This is a genomic window from Aeromonas sp. XH (assembly GCF_033348475.1).
GTDB lineage: Bacteria > Pseudomonadota > Gammaproteobacteria > Enterobacterales > Aeromonadaceae > Aeromonas > Aeromonas sanarellii.
In genome coordinates, this window is record NZ_CP137630.1 from 486527 (window position 1) to 505308 (window position 18782).

The following is an 18782-nucleotide window of genomic DNA, read 5'->3' on the forward strand; positions in this document are numbered from 1 at the left end:
GCCAGCCATAAACCGGCCTAGTGTACTCACTGTTGGCGGGCTTGTTGAGAGGCAAATGCCAGATATGTCTGGTGCAGGGCCAAAATTCGCTCTCGGATGGTCTCACTTGTGCCACTCTGGTTGTCCAGCACGTCATCGGCCATCGCCAGGCGTTCCCCGCGGCGCGCCTGGGACGCCAGTATCGCCTCTGCCTGCGCCCGGCTCACGCCATCCCGACGACAGGTTCGCTCTATCTGGGTCTCCTCGTCCACGTCGATGACCAGCACCCGATCGGCGAGGGAGGTGAGCCGGTTCTCCACCAGCAGGGGCACCACCAGCAGGCAGTAGGGAGACTTGGCGGTCGCGCACTGGCGCAGCATTTCGCTGCGGATGAGGGGGTGGAGCAGGGCGTTGAGCCAGGCCTTGGCCGCCGGGTCGCTGAAGATATGCTCGCGCAGTCTGCGGCGATCGAGCCGGCCATCGGACGAGATGACATCCTGGCCAAAATGGTCGGCAATGGCGGCCAGGGCCGGGGTGCCGGGCTCCACGACCTCGCGGGCGATGATGTCGGCATCCACCACCTCGATGCCCAGCTCGGCAAAGCGGTTGGCGATTGTGGTCTTGCCGCTGCCGATGCCCCCTGTGATGGCGACTACATACATGGGTCAGAGATCCTCTTGCTAGAGCACGACATGGAGATACCAGCGGGTGATGCTATCCCCCCACAGCAGCGCTATCCAGCCCGCGATGGCGAGATAGGGGCCGAAGGGGATGGGCTTGCCCTGATGGTGGTTGCGAAGCAGGATGAGGCCGATACCTATGGCGGCGCCGACCAGGGAGGAGAGCAGCAGCACTATGGGCAGCACCTGCCAGCCGAGCCAGGCGCCGAGGGCTGCCAGCAGCTTGAAATCGCCATAACCCATGCCCTCCTTGCCGGTGAGCAGCTTGAAGGCCCAGTAGAGGGCCCAGAGCACCAGATAGCCTGCCATGGCGCCGATCACCGCATCCGCCAGGGGGACGAAGCCTCCCAACAGGTTGAACAGCAGACCGCCCCACAGCAGTGGCAGGGTGAGCTGGTCCGGCAGCAGCATCTTGTCCAGATCGATGAAGGTGAGCGCCACCAGTACCCAGGTCAGCACGAGGGCCGCCAAGGTTCCCCAGCCGGGAGTGAGGGTGGCGGCCACGGCGACCGACAGCAGGGCCGTGAGCAATTCGACCAGGGGATAGCGGGCTGAGATGGGGGCACGGCAGTTGCGGCAGCGCCCCCTGAGCCAGAGCCAGCTCAGCAGGGGGATATTCTCCAGCGCACCAATGGGGTGGTCGCAATGGGGGCAGCGGGAGCGGGGCACCATCAGGTTGTAGCGTCCTGTGGCCGGGATGGGGGGCGTATGGTCACCGAAATAGTCGGTGTATTCGGCGTGCCAGTCCCGCTCCATCATGATGGGCAGGCGATGGATCACCACGTTCAGGAAGCTGCCCACCATCAGGGAGAAGAGAAACACCAGGGAGAGATAAAGCCAGGGCAGGGCCTGGGCCAGTTCGATCAGGGGCGCCATAAGTCAACCGCTTGCGTTGAGAGAGAAGGGGCCAGGCCGAACTGGCCGGCCCTCTTGCCGAAGGGGCTCAGTGTATCACAGAGCCGAGCTTGAAGATGGGGAGGTACATGGCCACGACCATGCCGCCGACCAGCACCCCGAGTACCACCATGATGATGGGTTCCAGCAGGCTGGTGAGGCCGTCGACCATGTCGTCCACCTCCTGTTCGAAGATGGCTGCGACCTTGGAGAGCATGTCATCGATGGCGCCGGACTCTTCGCCGATCATCACCATCTGGGTCACCATGTCGGGGAAGAGATCCACGGTGCGCATGGCGACGTTGATCTGCATGCCGGCCACTACCTCGTTGCGAATGGCCATGATGGCGGTGCGATAGACATAGTTGCCCGACGCCCCGGCCGCCGAGACCAGCGCATCCACCAGGGGGATACCGGCGGAGAAGGTGGTGGAGAGGGTGCGGGCGAAGCGGGCCATGGCGGCCTTGTGCAATATGTTGCCCACCACGGGAATGGTGAGGATGAACCTGTCTGTGCTGTCCCTGACCTTCTGGGATTTTCGCCAGGCGCGCACATAGAGGAAGATGGCGAGGGCGAGGCCGCCAAAGATGACATACCACCACGACTGCATGAAGCGGGAGATGCCGATGACGAACCGGGTGAAGGCGGGCAACTCGGCCCCGAAGCTCCGGAAGATCTCCTCGAACTGGGGGATGACGAATAGCAGCAGGATGGAGGTGACGACGATGGCCACCAGGATGACCATGGCCGGATAGAACATGGCCTTCTTGATCTTGGATTTGAGGGCCTCGTTCTTCTCGCGATAGGTGGCAATCCGGTCGTAGATGGTTTCCAGTGCACCGGACTGCTCTCCGGCCTCGACCAGGTCGCAATAGAGATCGTCGAAGTAACGGGGGTGACGGTGCAGTGCCTCGGACAGCGGGGTACCTGTCTCCACATCGGCGGCGATCTGGCCGATCAGTTCGCGCACCGCCGCCTTTTCATGGCCGCGTGCGATGATCTGCAGGCTCTGTACCAGGGGCACGCCGGCGGAGAGCATGGTGGTGATCTGGCGGGAGATGACGGCGATGTCCATCGGCTTGATCCGGGCGCCGCCCTTGGAGAACAGCCCCTGTCCCTGCTTGCTGACCTTGGTGACATTGACGCCCTGCTTGCGCAGTTCCGCCTTGACGGTATTGATGCTGTCGGCCTGCAACTCGCCGGACACCTTCTGTCCCTTGCGATTGAACCCGTGCCAGCGGAAGGAGAAGACCTTTTTTGGTGCGTTCTGTTTTTGAGCTAATGTAGCCATCACTGCATCCTGCAATTGGGCGACGGTGGCCGGGTGCTGCTGCCCATCCGGCTCATCCTGGCTTGAAGAACATCATCGGGGTGATGGCAGCGGCTTCACCCTGTGAGATGACTCGAACACAGCGTACTCAGTTGGTAGTGATCCTGTTTATTTCGGCCAGGCTGGTGACTCCCAGGCGGGCTTTTTCAAGGCCGGAGGTGCGCAGGGTGCGCATCCCTTCCTTCTGGGCAATGGCCGCGATTTGCAGCGAGTTGGCTCCTTGCATGATGAGCTTGGCGATGTTGTCTGACATCAGCATGATCTCATAGATCCCGACCCGCCCTCGGTAGCCTCCCGAGCACTCCTTGCACCCCACGGGTTTGAACAGTCGCAAGCCGGCGGCCAGTTGCTGCTGGGTAAAGCCCAGCTCCAGCAGCTCGGCTTCCGGCACCACCTCGGGCGCCTTGCAGTGATCGCACAACTTGCGGGCGAGGCGCTGGGCCATGATGAGGGTGACCGAGGAGGCGATGTTGAAGGCGGGGACACCCATGTTCATCATCCGGGTGAGCGTCTCGGCCGCCGAATTGGTGTGCAGGGTGGACAGCACCAGGTGGCCGGTCTGGGCGGCCTTGATGGCGATCTCGGCGGTTTCCAGATCCCGGATCTCCCCCACCATGACGATGTCGGGATCCTGGCGCAGGAAGGAGCGCAGGGCGCTGGCGAAGGTGAGCCCCGCCTTGGGGTTGATCTGCACCTGGTTCACGCCGGGCAGGTTGATCTCCACCGGATCCTCGGCGGTGGAGATGTTGACCTCGTTGGTATTGAGGATGTTGAGACCGGTATAGAGCGATACCGTCTTGCCCGACCCCGTGGGGCCGGTGACCAGTATCATCCCCTGGGGTTTGGAGAGGGCATGCAGGTATTGCCCCTTCTGGCGGTCGTCGAAGCCGAGTTGATCGATATTGAGCCTGGCTGCAGATGAATCCAGAAGTCGGATGACGATCTTCTCGCCCCACATGGTGGGCAGGGTGTTGACCCGCATGTCCATGGATCTGTTGCGCGAAATCTTGAGCTTGATGCGGCCATCCTGGGGCAGACGCCGCTCGGCGATGTCGAGCCGTGCCATGACTTTCAAGCGCGCCGCGAAACGGTTTGCCAGGTTCACCGGCGGGGTGGCGATTTCGTGCAGTATGCCGTCGATCCGGAAGCGGATCCGGTACTTGGTCTCGTAAGGTTCGAAATGCAGGTCCGATGCGCCGCGCTTGATGGCGTCCATCATGATCTTGTGGATGTACTTGACGATGGGGGCGTCATCGTCGGCCGTATTGACGCTCTCATCGAGACGAGAGTTCTCGTCGGACACCTCGAGCTCGGAGATCTCGGCCTCGTCGATGTGATCCATGCCGAGGGTATCCTGCTCGCTTTCCATCAATTTGCCGATGGCGGCGGTCAGCTTGCTCTCCTCGACCAGCAAGGCTTCCGTGTGCAGACCGAAGCTGAAGCCGAAATCCTCCAGGGCCGACACGTTGGTCGGATCCGACATGGCGATATAGAGGGTGTGGCCCTGGGTATAGATGGGCAGGACGTGATGTTTTTCAATCAGCTTTTGATTGAGGTATTTCTGCGGGATCTCGGCCAGGTCGAAGGCGGCCAGATCCAGCAGAGGTACCCCATACTCCAGCTCGCAAAAGTCGGCGAGGGCCTTGCTGTCGAGGATGTCATTTTCAATCAGGAAGGTGACAAATGGCTTGCGCTGCGCCCTGGCCTGGCTCAGATAGCGCTGTGAGTCCGGCTCACTGAGAAGGGAGGAAGCGGCCAGGCTGGTGGCCAGGCCGCTATTAAGGCTAGAGGTCATGAGTTAGCAGAGATCTGCTGGATCGCAAGTTTTTGTCCAAATAACTTGCTGGCCAGACGTTGGTGCACCACCAGAGACCGTCATCGTATAAGTTGCCCCTGAAACATCACCAGCACCAGTACCAATTATTGCATGTGCGGTGTCGTCATAAACAACAGATGCCACTCTACTAGTGACTACTGAGCCTGATACTGCCGCATCTACAGCAGCAGCGCAATCAGTCTCAATTGCTGTACCACTATATGCCTGAACACAGACTTCAAAGGCAGTTTTGGCTGGCCCAGTGGCCGCGATGACCTCTGTAAATTTAGCTCGTTTGGTATAGCTCTGATACGCCGGCAAGGCGATGGCGGCGAGGATGGCGACGATCGCAACGACGATCATCAATTCGATTAGCGTAAACCCTGACTGTCTTTTCATGTCAAATATCCTTTTTTCCATGGTTCCTGATAAGCACAGGTGGAATACTATCCACATTGGTATCTTATCCGAGCGCTTCGGGTTGGCAACAGAGGCGGAGCCCTTGTTAACCACTTTTGTGTCATTTAGTGAAAGTTGTAGAAAAATCAAAGATTAAATGGTTTCTCTTGGCACTGCTCAAGGTTGGGGAGGGCCCATCTTCACACTCCTTATGTCGCGGGATCCTGCATAAAGAAAAGGCGCCGATGGCGCCTTTTGCAAGTTTCGAGCCCTGTAATATTTCTGGGCCAAACGGCGGGTCTGGCTCGCTCAGCCCTCGGCCACGTCTTCCATAAAGCGCATCGAGAGATCCAGTGCCCGCACGTGTTTGGTCAGCGCCCCCACCGAGATAAAGTCGACGCCGGTCGCGGCATAGCTGGCAAGGGTGTCGAGTGTCACGTTGCCGGAGACCTCCAGCTTGGCGCGTCCCTGGTTCAGGTGGACGGCCTCCTTCATCATGGGGATGTCGAAGTTATCCAGCATCACGATATCGGCACGGGCCGCCAGCGCTTGCTCCAGCTCGGCCAGGGATTCGACCTCCACTTCCACCGGCTTGCCCGGATTGAGGTGGCGTGCCTGTGCGATCGCCGGCGCTATACCGCCGCAGGCGAGGATATGGTTTTCCTTGATGAGATAGGCGTCATAGAGACCGATGCGGTGGTTCTTGCCGCCGCCACAGGTGACCGCATACTTCTGGGCGGTACGAAGACCGGGCAGGGTCTTGCGGGTGTCGAGCAATCGGCAGTCCGTTCCCTCCAGTTCGGCCACATAACGGGCGGTCAGGGTGGCGACGCCGGAGAGAGTCTGCACGAAGTTGAGGGCATTGCGCTCGCCGGTGAGCAGCACACGGGCGGGGCCGTGCAGGCGGAACAGCTCCTGATTGGGGGAGAGGCGTTCGCCATCCTGCACCTTCCACTCCACCCTGACGTCGCCGCCGAGCTGGGCAAACACCTCGTCTACCCAGGGCTGGCCGCAGAAGACGCCCGCCTCGCGGGTGATGACTCGCGCAGCCGAGATGCGATCCGCCGGGATCAGCTGGGCGGTGATATCGGCGCTGGCATCCGGTTGGTCCAGTGCGGTGAGGGCATCGCCCAAGTCTTCGAGAAGTGCGGCGCGCACGGCGCGGCGGATGTCCTGTTGTAACATGCCTTATTCCTGCAAGGGTCTGAGAAGCAACTGCCTGTCTTTCTGGCGCAATTCCAGCCTGCCCAGGGCATTCATGCCCACCAGGATCTCCTCCCCGTCGGCGGCCGGATTGATAAAGACGGACAAATCGTACAGGGTCAGCGGACCCATCGCCAGACTTTCGATCCGGCCGGTATCGACCAGGATCTCCCCGGCGGCCGTGTTGACCCGGCTGCGGCCGGTGGCGACGAGGCCGAGCCGGGAGGCCACCTGGCTCGGTATGGTCACCCGGGTCGCCCCCGTGTCCAGCAGCAGTTGCACCGGCTGGTCGTTGATGGCACCCTCCAGACGATAATGACCGCTGGCATCCGCCTTGAGCAGCAGATCGCCGCTGGCGGTCACCGACGGTTGTTCGCGACCATGAAAGTAGAGGGTCAGCAGACCCAGCAGCGAGAGCCAGGCGAGCAGCCAGAGACGACGTGCCATCGGGTGCATAGTATGTCCCACATCGCGCGAGTGAATGGCCAAGCCTAACACAGCTTTACCCGTGGATTCAGGGACTTGTTTCCTGTTTATCACCCCCTTCCCATTGTGAGTCGAGCAGACGATGACACAACCCAGAACCCCGTTTTCCATCGATAGTGAAGGCTGGTGCGAGCAGGCCCGCAAGGTGCCGTCGCCTCATCACAACGAGCGCGCCAGCCCGGACGATGTCTCCCTGCTGGTGATACACGGCATCAGCCTGCCCCCGGGGGAGTTCGGCGGCTCCTTCATCGACGATCTGTTTCTCGGCCGGCTCGATCCCGAGGCTCACCCCTATTTTGCCGGTATCCATCAGCTGAGGGTGTCGGCCCACTGCCTGATCCGCCGGGACGGCGAGCTGGTGCAATACGTGCCGTTCGGTGCCAGAGCCTGGCATGCGGGGGTGTCGAGCTGGGCGGGGCGGGAGGCGTGCAACGACTACTCCATCGGCATCGAACTGGAAGGGACCGACGAGCTTCCCTACTGTGACGTGCAATACGAGGTGCTGTCGGACCTCAGCCGGGCGATTGCTCGCCGTTATCCCGCCATCACGGCGGAGCGGATCGTCGGGCACTGCGACATCGCGCCGGGCCGCAAGACGGATCCTGGCGACAGTTTCGAATGGCTTCGATATCGAGAAAAACTCCACTTTTAGTGAAAAGTGCAAAATTAGTTAGTGTTTTTAGAATCAATGGCTTGCCCTATGGGGCGGGCCATTTTTCATGCTGTTGAGCAAATGTTGCCGGTGAGCGAGCTCACAAATATTGGTCAGACCATTTTCTATGAGCTACATCATGATTCCGCGTTTTTACCCCTAAAGTGGCAAGTCAGCTTCTTGATTCAGATCATATTTTGGGTGGACTTTTTCCAAGCCCTCTGCTAATTTTCGCCCCAACCATAAAATTGGTAATACCAATTTAACAAAGTAGCCTCATGCCCTATATCAAGATTACTCAGCCCAAGCTGGCCGACGCCATCGTCGCCGAGCTGGAAAGCATGATTCTGGAAGGCAGCCTGCAGCCGGGCCAGAAGTTGCCGCCCGAGCGGGAACTCGCCATCCAGTTTCAGGTGTCGCGCCCTTCCTTGCGCGAAGCCATCCAGCGCCTGGAAGCGAGAGGACTCTTGTATCGTCGCCAGGGCGGCGGCACCTATGTGCAGAATGCCCTGAGCAAGGGGATCGCCGATCCCCTGTTCGAACTGCTCAGCACTCACCCGGAAGCCCAGTACGACCTGCTGGAGTTTCGTCACGCGCTGGAAGGCATCTGTGCCTACTACGCGGCGCTGCGGGGCACAGAGGCTGATTTCGAGCGGATCCGCCTGGCGCAGGCCGCCATCGAGGAGGCGGGTCAGCAAGGGTCGCTGGTGGTCGAGTCGGCCGCCGTCACCCAGTTCTATCTGGCCGTGGCCGAGGCCTCCCACAACGTGGTGCTGCTGCACCTGTTGCGGGCCATGGGCCCCATGCTCGAGCAGAACATTTTACGAAACAATGAGATTTTGAATCGCCGTCCGGGAGTGGTCGCCAAGATCCGTCGCCATCGTGCGAGCCTGATCGAGGCTATCCTGTCGGGGGCTCCGGAGCGGGCCAGGGCTGCTTGTCATGAGCACCTGGCCTTTATCGAGGACACCTTGTTGGATATGCAGAGGGAAGACAGCCGGATCCAGCGATCCATGCGTCGGATCCGTCAGCAGGAAAACTAATCCCACAAGGCTTTCTTAATTGTCGAATGCTTGCGCCCTTCGCCGTGCAATGCCGTGCAATCACAACAACATAGGAACCAGCCATGTCTGATATCCTGAAGAACGATGTGGACCCGATAGAAACGCTGGAGTGGCTTGCCTCTCTGGAATCCCTGCTGCGTGAAGAGGGTCCGCAACGCGCTCAGTTCATCCTTGAACAGTTGGCCGAGAAAGCCCGCGCAAGCGGTGTGGACGTGGCTGCCAAGGCAAACCGCGACTACATCAACACCATCCCTGCCAGCGACGAGCCAGCTTACCCGGGCGACCTGGAGATGGAACGCCGCATTCGCGCCATCATCCGCTGGAACGCCATGATGATAGTGCTGCGCGCTTCCAAGAAAGACCTGGACCTGGGTGGCCACATGTCTTCCTTCGCTTCTTCCGCGACCATCTACGAAGTCTGCTACAACCACTTCTTCCGTGCCCGCAACGAGAAGGACGGTGGCGATCTGGTCTACTTCCAGGGTCACATCTCCCCGGGCATCTACGCCCGCGCCTTCGCCGAAGGTCGCCTGACCGAAGAGCAGCTGGACAACTTCCGTCAGGAAGTGGATGGCAAGGGTATTCCTTCCTACCCGCACCCGAAACTGATGCCGGAATTCTGGCAGTTCCCGACCGTCTCCATGGGTCTGGGCCCCATCGCCGCCATCTATCAGGCCCGTTTCCTGAAGTACCTGACCGACCGTGGCATCAAGGATTGCTCCGAGCAGACCGTGTACGCCTTCTTGGGTGACGGCGAGATGGACGAGCCGGAAGCCAAGGGTGCCCTGACCGTTGCCGTGCGCGAGAAGCTGGACAACCTGGTGTTCGTGGTCAACTGCAACCTGCAGCGTCTGGACGGCCCGGTTGTCGGCAACGGCAAGGTCATCAACGAGCTGGAAGGCCTGTTCTCCGGCGCCGGCTGGGATGTCACCAAGGTTATCTGGGGTCGCAAGTGGGATGAGCTGCTGAAGAAAGACACTTCCGGCAAGCTGATCCAACTGATGAACGAGACCGTGGACGGTGACTACCAGACCATGAAGTCCCGCGACGGTGCCTACGTGCGCGAGCACTTCTTCAACCGTTACCCGGAAACCGCCGCGCTGGTCAAAGACATGACCGACGAGGAGATCTTCGCCCTGAACCGCGGTGGTCACGACCCCCGTAAACTGTTCGCCGCCTTCTCCAAGGCTGCACAGACCAAGGGCAAGCCGACCGTGATCCTGGCCAAGACCATCAAGGGCTATGGCATGGGCGAAGCGGCCGAAGGCAAGAACATCGCTCACCAGGTCAAGAAGATGGATCTGGGCTCCGTGCGTCACCTGCGCGACCGTTTCAACCTGCCGGTCACCGACGAGCAGTTGGAAAACCTGCCGTACCTGAAGATCGAAGAGGGTACCGAAGAGCACAAGTACCTGCACGCCCGCCGTGCCGCACTGAAGGGCTATGTACCGACCCGTCTGCGCGAGAGCACCACCAAGCTGGAAATCCCGGCGCTGGATGCCTTCGGTCCGCTGCTGGGCGAACAGGCGCGCGAAATCTCCACCACCATGGCGTTCGTGCGTTCCCTGAACGTGATGCTGAAAGACAAGTCCATCGGCAAGCGCATCGTGCCGATCCTGGCTGACGAAGCCCGTACCTTCGGTATGGAAGGCCTGTTCCGCCAGATCGGCATCTACAGCCCGCACGGTCAGCAGTACACCCCGCAAGACCGCGACATCGTCTCCTACTACAAGGAAGACAAGCAGGGTCAGGTTCTGCAAGACGGTATCAACGAGCTGGGCGCCATGTCCTCCTGGCTGGCTGCTGCCACTTCTTACAGCACCAACGACTGCCCGATGATCCCGTTCTACATCTACTACTCCATGTTCGGCTTCCAGCGGATCGGCGACATGGCGTGGGCAGCCGGTGACCAGCAAGCCCGTGGCTTCCTGCTGGGCGCGACCTCCGGTCGTACCACTCTTAACGGAGAGGGCTTGCAGCACGAAGATGGTCACAGCCACATCCTGGCCAACACCATCCCGAACTGCATCTCCTACGACCCCTCCTACGCCTACGAAGTGGCGGTGATCGTACAGGACGGCCTGCGCCGCATGTACGGTGAGAACCCGGAGAACGTGTTCTACTACATCACCACCCTGAACGAGAACTACGCCATGCCGGCCATGCCGGAAGGCGCCGAGGAAGGCATCCGCAAGGGTATCTACAAGCTGGAAACCGTGGCCGGCACCAAGGCCAAGGTACAGCTGCTGGGTTGTGGTTCCATCCTGGGTCATGTGCGCACCGCCGCCCAGATCCTGGCCAGCGAGTACGGCGTGGGTTCCGACGTGTTCAGCGTCACCTCCTTCAACGAACTGGCTCGTGACGGTCAGGACGCGGATCGCTGGAACATGCTGCACCCGACTGCAGAGGCTCGCGTTCCCTACATCGCTCAGGTACTGGGTACCGAAGCCACCATCGCCGCGACCGACTACATGAAGTCCTTCGCCGATCAGGTGCGTGCCTTCGTTCCGACCGAGAACTACCGTGTGCTGGGTACCGACGGTTACGGCCGTTCCGACAGCCGTGCCAACCTGCGTCGTCACTTCGAAGTGAACGAGTTCTACGTAGTGGTTGCTGCCCTGACCGAACTGGCCAAGCGCGGCGAGGTAGACAAACAGGTTGTGGCCGACGCCATCGCCAAGTACGGCATCGATGCCGACAAGGTCAACCCGCTGTACGCGTAAGAGGATTGAGTGTCGCGCCGGGTATCCGGCGCGACCTTGCCTGGGTTTAAACGGATAACGCGGGATGCGCGTGGCGATGCTCAGGCTGCCACGCGGATGCACGCAAGAGGATAAAGCGCAATGTCCAAACAGATTATGGTGCCGGATATCGGTGCCGATGAAGTTGAAGTCACCGAGATCATGGTGGCCGTGGGTGACAAGGTCGAGCTGGACCAGTCCCTGATCGCCGTGGAAGGTGACAAGGCCTCCATGGAAGTCCCGGCCCCCGCCGCCGGTATCGTCAAAGAGATCCTGATCAAGGTGGGCGACAAGGTTGCCACCGGTTCCCAGATCATGGTCTTCGAAGCCGAGGGTGCTGCCGCACCGGCTCCGGCCCAGGCTGCTGCCCCGGTTGCAGCCGCGCCGGCCGCCGCCCCTGCTGCTGCCGCTCGCCAGGACGTCAACGTGCCGGACATCGGTGGTGACGAAGTCGAAGTGACTGAAATCATGGTTGCCGTGGGCGATATGGTTGAAGCCGACCAGTCCATCATCGCCGTGGAGGGTGACAAGGCCTCCATGGAAGTGCCGGCACCGTTCGCCGGTCGCGTGGTCGAGATCAAGGTTGCCGCCGGCGCCAAGGTTTCCACCGGCTCCCTGGTGATGGTGTTCGAAGTGGCGGGCGCTGCCCCGGCCGCCGTCGCCGCGCCGGCTCCTGCTGCCGCCCCTGTGGCTGCCGCTGCTCCGGTTGCTGCCGGTGCCAAAGACGTCAAGGTGCCGGACATCGGCGGTGACGAAGTGGAAGTGACCGAGATCATGGTCGCCGTGGGTGACAAGGTTGAAGTCGACCAGTCCCTGATCACCGTGGAAGGCGACAAGGCCTCCATGGAAGTGCCTGCGCCGTTCGCCGGTGTGGTCAAGGAGATCAAGGTGAAGGCGGGTGACAAGGTCTCCACCGGTTCCCTGATCATGGTATTCGAAGTGGCTGGTGCCGCGCCGGCTACCGTGGCTGCTCCGGCTCCTGCCGCAGCGCCTGTTGCTGCCGCTCCGGCTGCCGCCGCTCCTGCAACCGTTGCCCAGGCTGCTGCCGCTTCCGATTTCGTCGCCAACGACGCCTACGTCCACGCCTCCCCGGCGGTACGCCGTCTGGCGCGCGAGTTCGGTGTCAACCTGGCCAAGGTGAAAGCCTCCGGCCGCAAGGGTCGCATCGTCAAAGAAGACGTGCAGGCCTACGTGAAGGATGCGGTCAAGCGCGCCGAGTCCGCTCCGGCTGCTGGCACCGGCACTGGCAACGGCATGAGCGTCGTGGCCTGGCCGAAGGTTGATTTCAGCAAGTTCGGCCCTGTCGAAGAGCTGGAACTGACCCGTATCCAGAAGATCTCCGGTCCTGCCCTGCACCGCAACTGGGCCATGATCCCCCACGTCACCCAGTTCGACGAAGCCGATACCACGGATCTGGAAGCGTTCCGCAAAGAGCAGAACATCCTGGCCGAGAAGCAGAAGCTGGACGTGAAGATCACCCCGCTGGTGTTCATCCTGAAGGCGGCCGCCAAGGCCCTGGAAGCCCATCCGCGCTTCTGCAGCGCCCTGTCCGAAGACGGCAGCAAGCTGATCATGAAGAAGTACATCCACATCGGTGTGGCGGTGGATACCCCCAACGGTCTGGTGGTTCCGGTGGTTCGCGACGTCAACAAGAAGGGCATCCACGAGCTGTCCCGCGATCTGGCCGAGATCTCCAAGAAGGCCCGTGCCGGCAAGCTGACCGCTGCCGACATGCAGGGCGGTTGCTTCACCATCTCCAGCCTGGGTGGCATCGGCGGTACCAGCTTTACCCCGATCGTCAACGCGCCGGAAGTGGCCATCCTGGGCGTCTCCAAGTCCGAGATGAAGCCGAAGTGGAACGGTAAAGAGTTCGTGCCGCGTCTGATGCTGCCGCTGGCTCTGAGCTACGACCACCGCGTCATCGATGGCGCCGATGGTGCCCGCTTCATCACCACCCTGAGTGGTGTGTTGTCCGACATTCGTCGACTGGTCCTGTAAGTGAGAGGGCGGGCCCAGAGCCCGCCCTTTTTGCTTCTCATTTCGTTAACAGGATTGTAAACTTGCCCCGTTTTTTTCACGGCTGCAGCGGCCTTGCTTGGCATAAGACTGTGCTGTCCGGGGATATAAGAACGACAAAGAGGTCATGATGAGTAAAGAAATCAAAACCCAGGTCGTAGTACTGGGTGCTGGCCCTGCCGGTTATTCCGCTGCCTTCCGTGCGGCTGACTTGGGTCTGGATACCATTATCGTCGAGCGTTACTCCACCCTGGGTGGCGTCTGCCTGAACGTGGGTTGCATCCCGTCCAAGGCGCTGCTGCACGTCGCCAAAGTCATTGAAGAAGCCAAGGCGCTGGCCGAGCACGGCATCGTCTTCGGTGCCCCGCAGACCGACATCGACAAGGTGCGTCTGTGGAAAGAGAAGGTTATCAACCAGCTGACCGGCGGTCTGGCCGGCATGGCCAAGATGCGCAAGGTCCAGGTCGTGAACGGCTTCGGCAAGTTCACCGGCCCGAACACGCTGGAAGTGGAAGGCGCCGACGGCAAGACCACAGTCACCTTCGACAACGCCATCATCGCCGCAGGTTCCCGTCCGGTGAAACTGCCGTTCATCCCCCATGACGACCCCCGCGTATGGGACTCTACCGATGCGCTGGAACTGACGACAGTTCCGGGCAAGCTGCTGGTCATCGGTGGCGGCATCATCGGTCTGGAGATGGGTACAGTGTACTCCTCCCTGGGCTCCGAGATCGACGTGGTGGAATTTGCCGACCAGCTGGTACCGGCTGCCGACAAAGACATCGTCAAGATCTACACCAAGCGCGTTGCCAAGAAATTCAACATCATGCTGGAGACCAAGGTCACCGCCGTTGAGGCCCGTGAAGACGGCCTGTACGTCTCCTACGAAGGCAAGCACGCCCCGGCCGAGCCGGTTCGCTACGACAACGTGCTGGTTGCCGTTGGCCGTGTGCCGAACGGCAAGATGCTGGATGCCGAGAAGGCGGGCGTTGCCGTCAACGAGCGCGGTTTCATCGAGGTGGACAAGCAACTGCGTACCAACGTGGCACACATCCACGCCATCGGCGACATCGTCGGTCAGCCCATGCTGGCCCACAAGGGTGTTCACGAAGGTCACGTCGCGGCCGAAGTCATCGCCGGCAAGAAGCACTACTTCGACCCGAAAGTGATCCCGTCCATCGCCTACACCGAGCCGGAGATGGCCTGGGTGGGTCTGACCGAGAAGGAAGCCAAGCAACAGGGCCTGAACTTTGAAGTCGCCACCTTCCCGTGGGCTGCTTCCGGTCGCGCCATCGCCTCCGACTGCGCAGACGGCATGACCAAGCTGATCTTCGACAAGGAGAGCGGCCGCGTCATCGGTGGTGCCATCGTGGGGACCAACGGCGGTGAGCTGCTGGGTGAAATCGGTCTGGCCATCGAGATGGGGGCAGACGCCGAAGACATCGCGCTGACCATCCACGCTCACCCGACTCTGCACGAGTCCGTGGGCCTGGCTGCCGAAGTGTTCGAAGGCTCCATCACCGACCTGCCGAACGCCAAGGCCAAGAAGAAGAAATAAGTCCCTTCTTCCCACCCATGAAAAGCCGCTCCCAGGAGCGGCTTTTTTTGTTTTTTGACGATGAAAGAGATTTGTTCGAGGCTGTTTGCTATGCTGGGAACAATCCTGTTCACCGCCCTTCCTGCCATGCAAGCACCCCCTATTTCCGAATACGAACAGCAGCGCCTCGATGGCCTTCGCCGCCTCGCCATCCTGGATACCACGGCGGAGGAGCGCTTCGACCGCATCACCCGGATGGCGCGCAACATGTTCGAGGTGCCCATCTCCCTCATCTCCCTGGTGGATGAGGAGCGGCAGTGGTTCAAGTCACGCTGCGGTCTGGATGCGCAAGAGACCCCGCGGGACATCTCCTTCTGCGGTCACGCCATCCTCGGCGAGGGGATCTTCGTGGTGGAGGATGCGACCCGGGATCCGCGCTTCGCCGACAATCCGCTGGTGCTGGGGGCTCCCCACATCCGTTTCTATGCCGGCTGCCCCCTGCATATCGCCGGGGGTTACAAGGTGGGTACCCTCTGCCTCATCGACCACAAGCCGCGCCATCTGGATGAACGTCAGCAGTCCCTGTTGACGGATCTGGCGGGCATGGTGGAGCACGAGCTGGCCGCCATCCAGTTGGCGATCCTGGACGAGCTGACCGGCATCACCAATCGCCGCGGCTTCGTCATGCTGGGACAGAAGTGCCTGCAACTCTCCCATCGGCAGGGACGGGAGGCGAGCCTGCTGTTCCTCGACCTCAACCGCTTCAAGGAGATCAACGACAGCCTTGGCCACGAGGTGGGGGACGATGCCCTGCGCCAGATGGCGCGTTTGCTGTGCAAGGTGTTTCGCAATGCCGACATCTTCGCCCGCCTGGGGGGCGATGAGTTCGTTGTGTTGCTGCCGGGCATAGGACCCGGGCTGGTGCCACGGGTACTGGCCCGTTTCGACGAGGCGTTGGCGCGATTCAACCTGGAGGAGGGAAAACCCTATCGGCTGGCCTGTTCCACCGGGGTCGCGCATTATGATCCGGCCATGCCCCCCGAGCTGGAACTCCTCTTGATGCAGGCCGACCGGCAGATGTACGACCACAAGAGAGGGCGTTAGCAGCGCCCCTTCTTGGCCTGCCCGGGCGGGCAGAAGGTGCGATAGCCGCCATGGTGGTGGTCATAGTAGTCACGGCGGTAATACCCATCACGGTAATAATGATCATCGTAATGGCGATAGTAATGACGATGGTAGCCGTCAGTGACCCGGATATGGGCGTCATCCACGCTGAAGTCTGCGCCGTGTACCCGTACCGGGCCGCTGGCGCAACCGCTGAGCAAGATGCCAAGCAGTACCATCAGAATCCGCTTGTCCATAACAACCTCCTAGGGTTTCCCTGATTATGCTGCCCTTTGCCAAGAACACAGGGAGGCATTGAGGGGGCTGCGTCATGACTTGCCGCTGGCATGACGGGCCGAATGGGGCGGGGGGGAGCATGCAGAGGGGTTGCCAGCACGGGAAGCCGCCTGTGCTGGCGCGGTCGTGGAACCGTGCACCTGAGTTGCCGTCCGAGACGAGGGCGTCGTTTCTGCGGCCTGACGAGTTCCAGCCGGGTGTAAAAAAGGGCGCTAGCAGCGCCCCTTCTTGGCCTGCCCCGGCGGGCAGAAGGTACCGTAACCCCCTCGATCCCCGTCGCTGACCCGGATCCTGGCATCCCCCACGCTCACATCGGCGCTGTGCACCCGCGTCGGGCCGCTGCTGCAGGCGCTGAGCAAGCCCGCCAGCAATGTGATCACAACCAGTTTACTCATGATACCTCCCGTTATTTCCCTCTATTATGGCGCAGCTTGGCATGAGGAAGCTTGAGGGGGCGGGCGGACCTGCGTCACGGCCTGCCGTAGTGCAATCAGGGCGCGTCACGGCACGCCCTGTTTGCAGGTGGAAGGGGTGGTTCATAGCCGGAAGTTGCCGACCAGCTTGTCGAGCTCGCCGGAGAGCTGCTGCAGGCTGCGGCTGGACTCGGTGAGCTGGTGGGCGATGTCGGCCGTCTCCATGGTGAGCTGGTTGATGTCCTCCACATTGCGGTTGATCTCACCCACCACGCTGGACTGCTCCTCGGTGGCGGTGGCGACCTGGATGTTCATGTCGCTGATCTGGGTGATGTGGCCGGTGATCTGGTCGAGGGCACCGTTGGCCTCGTCGGCCTGGGCCACCACCAGCTGGCTCTGGTTGCGGCCCTGTGCCATGGCGCTGACCGCGCGGGCGCTCTGCTCCTGGAGGCTGTTGATCATCATCTGGATCTCGGCGGTGGAGGCGGCGGAGCGGCTGGCGAGGTTGCGCACCTCGTCGGCCACCACGGCGAAGCCGCGGCCCTGCTCGCCGGCGCGGGCGGCCTCGATGGCGGCGTTGAGGGCCAGCAGGTTGGTCTGCTCGGAGATGCTGCGGATGGTGTCGAGGATGCTGCCGATGGAGTCGGTCTGGCTGGCCAGGGACTCGATGACCCCGGCGACCTGCTCGATCTCGCCGGAGAGGCCGACGATGCCATGGCGGGCCTGGGCCACCACCTGGGCTCCCGCATCGGCCTGCTCGTTGGCCTGTTTGGCGACGTCGGCGGCGAGCGACGCGTTGCCGGCGATCTCGCTCACTGTGGCGCCCATCTCGTGGATGGCGGTGGCGACCTGGACGGTGCGATCCCGCTGGGCGGTGCAGTTGTGCTGGGTGAGCTGGGCCTTGGCGGCCACCTCGTTGGCGGTGGCGGCGAGCTGGCGGGAGTTGTTCGCCACCTGCTCGATGGAGCCGTGGATCTTGGTGACGAAGTTGTTGAAGCCGGTGGCCACCTGGGCCAGCTCGTCACGGCCATCGACCCTGAGGCGCTGGGTCAGATCGCCGTCACCGCTGCCGAGTTCCCGGAACAGGCGGGCCAGCTCGTTGAGCGGGCGGCTGACCGAACCGGCCAGCAGCACGCCGAGCAGCCCCATGCCGACGGCGATGGCCAGGCTGACCAGCAGGATGTGCAGCCGAGCCCGATCCAGTTCCGCATAGATCTCGGCCTCAGGCACCTGGGCCACCAGATACCAGTCGAGCAGGGGGATATAGCTGGTGGCCAGGATCACCGGCTGGCCGTCGATCTCGGCACGGGTGGCGGCGAACGGCTGCTTGTTGAGCAGGTTGGTGCTGCTGCCGCTGGCCAGCTGGGTCAGGTTGTCCCGATCGATGCGGGCGGCGTCCGGGTGCAGCTTCACCCGGCCGCTGCCATCCGTCATGAAGACGAAGCCGCTGTCGCCGATGCGGAAGTCGGCCAGCATGCTGACCATGCTGTCGAGGGACTTGGCGAGGCCGGCGAGGCCGCGGCCGTCGAGCTGCTGGAAGTTGACGAACAGCTTCACCTCGCCGTTGGTCTCGCGAAAGATGCTGAGCATCAGCTCCTGGCGGCTCTTGGTGTAGTCGTAGAACCAGCCGTCCTGGTCGTGGTTCAGGATGCGCAGGAAGCCGTCCTGGTTGTAGTAGGCGGCACTCTGCCTGTCGGCGAAGGAGGCGGTGACCAGGCCGTACTGGGCCGTCATGTCCTTTAGCTGATCGATGAGGATGGACTCCTGCTCCTTGGGCATGCCACGGGCGACCCAGTCCAGCACGAAGCGATCGTTGGCCAGCTGTCTGGCGGCGCCGGCGACCGAGGTGAGATCCTTCTCGATCTCCTTGCCGATGCGCTGGGTCAGGTTCGGCAGCTCCTGCTCGAACATGCGGGTCTCGATCAGCTGCTGCGCCGAGCGCTGGCTGAAATAACCCACCAGCAGGCAGGAGAGCGCCACGGCCAGGATGACGTTGGCCAGAATTTTCTGTTTGAGTGTCAGGTTTGCGAACATGGGCGTGACTCGGGTGTGGACCTGGAATTTGAACTCATATTAGCGGCCGAACGGGCGCTTTCTTGAGCGGGTGGGGCGTTTATTGCCGATTAACGTTTGCGCTCACATCAGGCCAGGACTGGATTGGCGCCGTTTTA

General features: G+C 61.7%; 16 protein-coding genes. 6 read left to right on the forward strand and 10 right to left on the reverse strand.

Translation table 11 applies throughout. The annotated features are described in order from the left end of the window. Positions 1 to 26 precede the first annotated feature (26 nt). From coaE to R2B70_RS02330, 7 genes are all read right to left on the reverse strand, one after another. On the reverse strand, positions 27 to 641 hold the full coding sequence (gene coaE, locus R2B70_RS02300) for a dephospho-CoA kinase (protein WP_318162533.1): 615 nt from the start codon (positions 639 to 641) through the stop codon (positions 27 to 29). 18 nt (positions 642 to 659) lie between these two features. Continuing rightward, positions 660 to 1535 carry an A24 family peptidase gene (locus R2B70_RS02305; RefSeq protein ID WP_318162534.1) on the reverse strand — a complete coding sequence of 292 codons (876 nt, stop codon included), beginning with the start codon at positions 1533 to 1535 and terminating at the stop codon, positions 660 to 662. A 67-nt stretch (positions 1536 to 1602) separates the two neighbouring features. Further along, positions 1603 to 2844 (reverse strand): type II secretion system F family protein, encoded by a 1242-nt coding sequence (locus R2B70_RS02310; RefSeq protein ID WP_209794187.1) that lies wholly within the window; start codon positions 2842 to 2844, stop codon positions 1603 to 1605. A 127-nt stretch (positions 2845 to 2971) separates the two neighbouring features. Beyond that, positions 2972 to 4678, reverse strand: coding sequence for a PilB family type IVa pilus assembly ATPase TapB (gene tapB / locus R2B70_RS02315; protein ID WP_042077628.1), 1707 nt, complete (start codon positions 4676 to 4678; stop codon positions 2972 to 2974). A 3-nt stretch (positions 4679 to 4681) separates the two neighbouring features. After that, positions 4682 to 5098 carry a pilin gene (locus R2B70_RS02320; protein ID WP_318162535.1) on the reverse strand — a complete coding sequence of 139 codons (417 nt, stop codon included), beginning with the start codon at positions 5096 to 5098 and terminating at the stop codon, positions 4682 to 4684. A 309-nt stretch (positions 5099 to 5407) separates the two neighbouring features. Continuing rightward, complete coding sequence (gene nadC, locus R2B70_RS02325) at positions 5408 to 6283, reverse strand: carboxylating nicotinate-nucleotide diphosphorylase (RefSeq protein WP_318162536.1); 876 nt, start codon at positions 6281 to 6283, stop codon at positions 5408 to 5410. A gap of 3 nt (positions 6284 to 6286) precedes the next feature. Next, the gene (locus R2B70_RS02330) at positions 6287 to 6757 is read right to left on the reverse strand and encodes a TIGR02281 family clan AA aspartic protease (protein ID WP_042077632.1); all 471 of its coding nucleotides are present in this window, start codon (positions 6755 to 6757) and stop codon (positions 6287 to 6289) included. A 112-nt stretch (positions 6758 to 6869) separates the two neighbouring features. Here R2B70_RS02330 and ampD point away from each other — a divergent pair, with 112 nt between their 5' ends. The 6 genes from ampD to R2B70_RS02360 all read left to right on the forward strand — a co-directional run bounded on the left by ampD (position 6870) and on the right by R2B70_RS02360 (position 15901). Then, positions 6870 to 7439, forward strand: a complete 570-nt coding sequence (gene ampD / locus R2B70_RS02335) for a 1,6-anhydro-N-acetylmuramyl-L-alanine amidase AmpD (RefSeq protein ID WP_318162537.1) — start codon at positions 6870 to 6872, stop codon at positions 7437 to 7439. A 278-nt stretch (positions 7440 to 7717) separates the two neighbouring features. Next, complete coding sequence (pdhR, locus tag R2B70_RS02340; protein WP_010675815.1) at positions 7718 to 8482, forward strand: pyruvate dehydrogenase complex transcriptional repressor PdhR; 765 nt, start codon at positions 7718 to 7720, stop codon at positions 8480 to 8482. 83 nt (positions 8483 to 8565) lie between these two features. Next, positions 8566 to 11226, forward strand: a complete 2661-nt coding sequence (aceE, locus tag R2B70_RS02345) for a pyruvate dehydrogenase (acetyl-transferring), homodimeric type (RefSeq protein WP_042077637.1) — start codon at positions 8566 to 8568, stop codon at positions 11224 to 11226. 120 nt (positions 11227 to 11346) lie between these two features. Continuing rightward, entirely contained in the window at positions 11347 to 13242 is a 1896-nt protein-coding gene (aceF, locus tag R2B70_RS02350; RefSeq protein ID WP_318162538.1) for a pyruvate dehydrogenase complex dihydrolipoyllysine-residue acetyltransferase, read from the forward strand. Between the two features lie 148 nt (positions 13243 to 13390). Continuing rightward, a complete protein-coding gene (gene lpdA, locus R2B70_RS02355) occupies positions 13391 to 14818 on the forward strand; it encodes a dihydrolipoyl dehydrogenase (RefSeq protein ID WP_042077639.1) in 1428 nt (475 codons plus the stop codon). A 126-nt stretch (positions 14819 to 14944) separates the two neighbouring features. Next, positions 14945 to 15901, forward strand: a complete 957-nt coding sequence (locus R2B70_RS02360) for a sensor domain-containing diguanylate cyclase (protein WP_318163311.1) — start codon at positions 14945 to 14947, stop codon at positions 15899 to 15901. Here R2B70_RS02360 and R2B70_RS02365 read toward each other — a convergent pair. From R2B70_RS02365 to R2B70_RS02375, 3 genes are all read right to left on the reverse strand, one after another. Then, positions 15898 to 16158, reverse strand: coding sequence for a hypothetical protein (locus tag R2B70_RS02365; protein ID WP_084202841.1), 261 nt, complete (start codon positions 16156 to 16158; stop codon positions 15898 to 15900). The genes R2B70_RS02360 and R2B70_RS02365 overlap by 4 nt on opposite strands. 252 nt (positions 16159 to 16410) lie before the next feature. After that, the gene (locus R2B70_RS02370) at positions 16411 to 16593 is read right to left on the reverse strand and encodes a hypothetical protein (RefSeq protein ID WP_042077642.1); all 183 of its coding nucleotides are present in this window, start codon (positions 16591 to 16593) and stop codon (positions 16411 to 16413) included. 141 nt (positions 16594 to 16734) lie between these two features. Continuing rightward, positions 16735 to 18645: a methyl-accepting chemotaxis protein gene (locus R2B70_RS02375; protein WP_318162539.1), complete on the reverse strand. Its 1911-nt coding sequence runs from the start codon at positions 18643 to 18645 to the stop codon at positions 16735 to 16737. Between the last annotated feature and the right edge of the window lie 137 nt (positions 18646 to 18782).

Excerpts from the sequence above, each read along its gene's own strand:
- coaE (WP_318162533.1), bottom strand. The coding sequence starts at position 641 with ATGTATGTAGTCGCCATCACAGGGGGCATCGGCAGCGGCAAGACCACA.
- R2B70_RS02305 (WP_318162534.1), bottom strand. The coding sequence starts at position 1,535 with ATGGCGCCCCTGATCGAACTGGCCCAGGCCCTGCCCTGGCTTTATCTC.
- R2B70_RS02310 (WP_209794187.1), bottom strand. The coding sequence starts at position 2,844 with ATGGCTACATTAGCTCAAAAACAGAACGCACCAAAAAAGGTCTTCTCC.
- tapB (WP_042077628.1), bottom strand. The coding sequence starts at position 4,678 with ATGACCTCTAGCCTTAATAGCGGCCTGGCCACCAGCCTGGCCGCTTCC.
- R2B70_RS02320 (WP_318162535.1), bottom strand. The coding sequence starts at position 5,098 with ATGAAAAGACAGTCAGGGTTTACGCTAATCGAATTGATGATCGTCGTT.
- nadC (WP_318162536.1), bottom strand. The coding sequence starts at position 6,283 with ATGTTACAACAGGACATCCGCCGCGCCGTGCGCGCCGCACTTCTCGAA.
- R2B70_RS02330 (WP_042077632.1), bottom strand. The coding sequence starts at position 6,757 with ATGCACCCGATGGCACGTCGTCTCTGGCTGCTCGCCTGGCTCTCGCTG.
- ampD (WP_318162537.1), top strand. The coding sequence starts at position 6,870 with ATGACACAACCCAGAACCCCGTTTTCCATCGATAGTGAAGGCTGGTGC.
- pdhR (WP_010675815.1), top strand. The coding sequence starts at position 7,718 with ATGCCCTATATCAAGATTACTCAGCCCAAGCTGGCCGACGCCATCGTC.
- aceE (WP_042077637.1), top strand. The coding sequence starts at position 8,566 with ATGTCTGATATCCTGAAGAACGATGTGGACCCGATAGAAACGCTGGAG.
- aceF (WP_318162538.1), top strand. The coding sequence starts at position 11,347 with ATGTCCAAACAGATTATGGTGCCGGATATCGGTGCCGATGAAGTTGAA.
- lpdA (WP_042077639.1), top strand. The coding sequence starts at position 13,391 with ATGAGTAAAGAAATCAAAACCCAGGTCGTAGTACTGGGTGCTGGCCCT.
- R2B70_RS02360 (WP_318163311.1), top strand. The coding sequence starts at position 14,945 with ATGCAAGCACCCCCTATTTCCGAATACGAACAGCAGCGCCTCGATGGC.
- R2B70_RS02365 (WP_084202841.1), bottom strand. The coding sequence starts at position 16,158 with ATGGACAAGCGGATTCTGATGGTACTGCTTGGCATCTTGCTCAGCGGT.
- R2B70_RS02370 (WP_042077642.1), bottom strand. The coding sequence starts at position 16,593 with ATGAGTAAACTGGTTGTGATCACATTGCTGGCGGGCTTGCTCAGCGCC.
- R2B70_RS02375 (WP_318162539.1), bottom strand. The coding sequence starts at position 18,645 with ATGTTCGCAAACCTGACACTCAAACAGAAAATTCTGGCCAACGTCATC.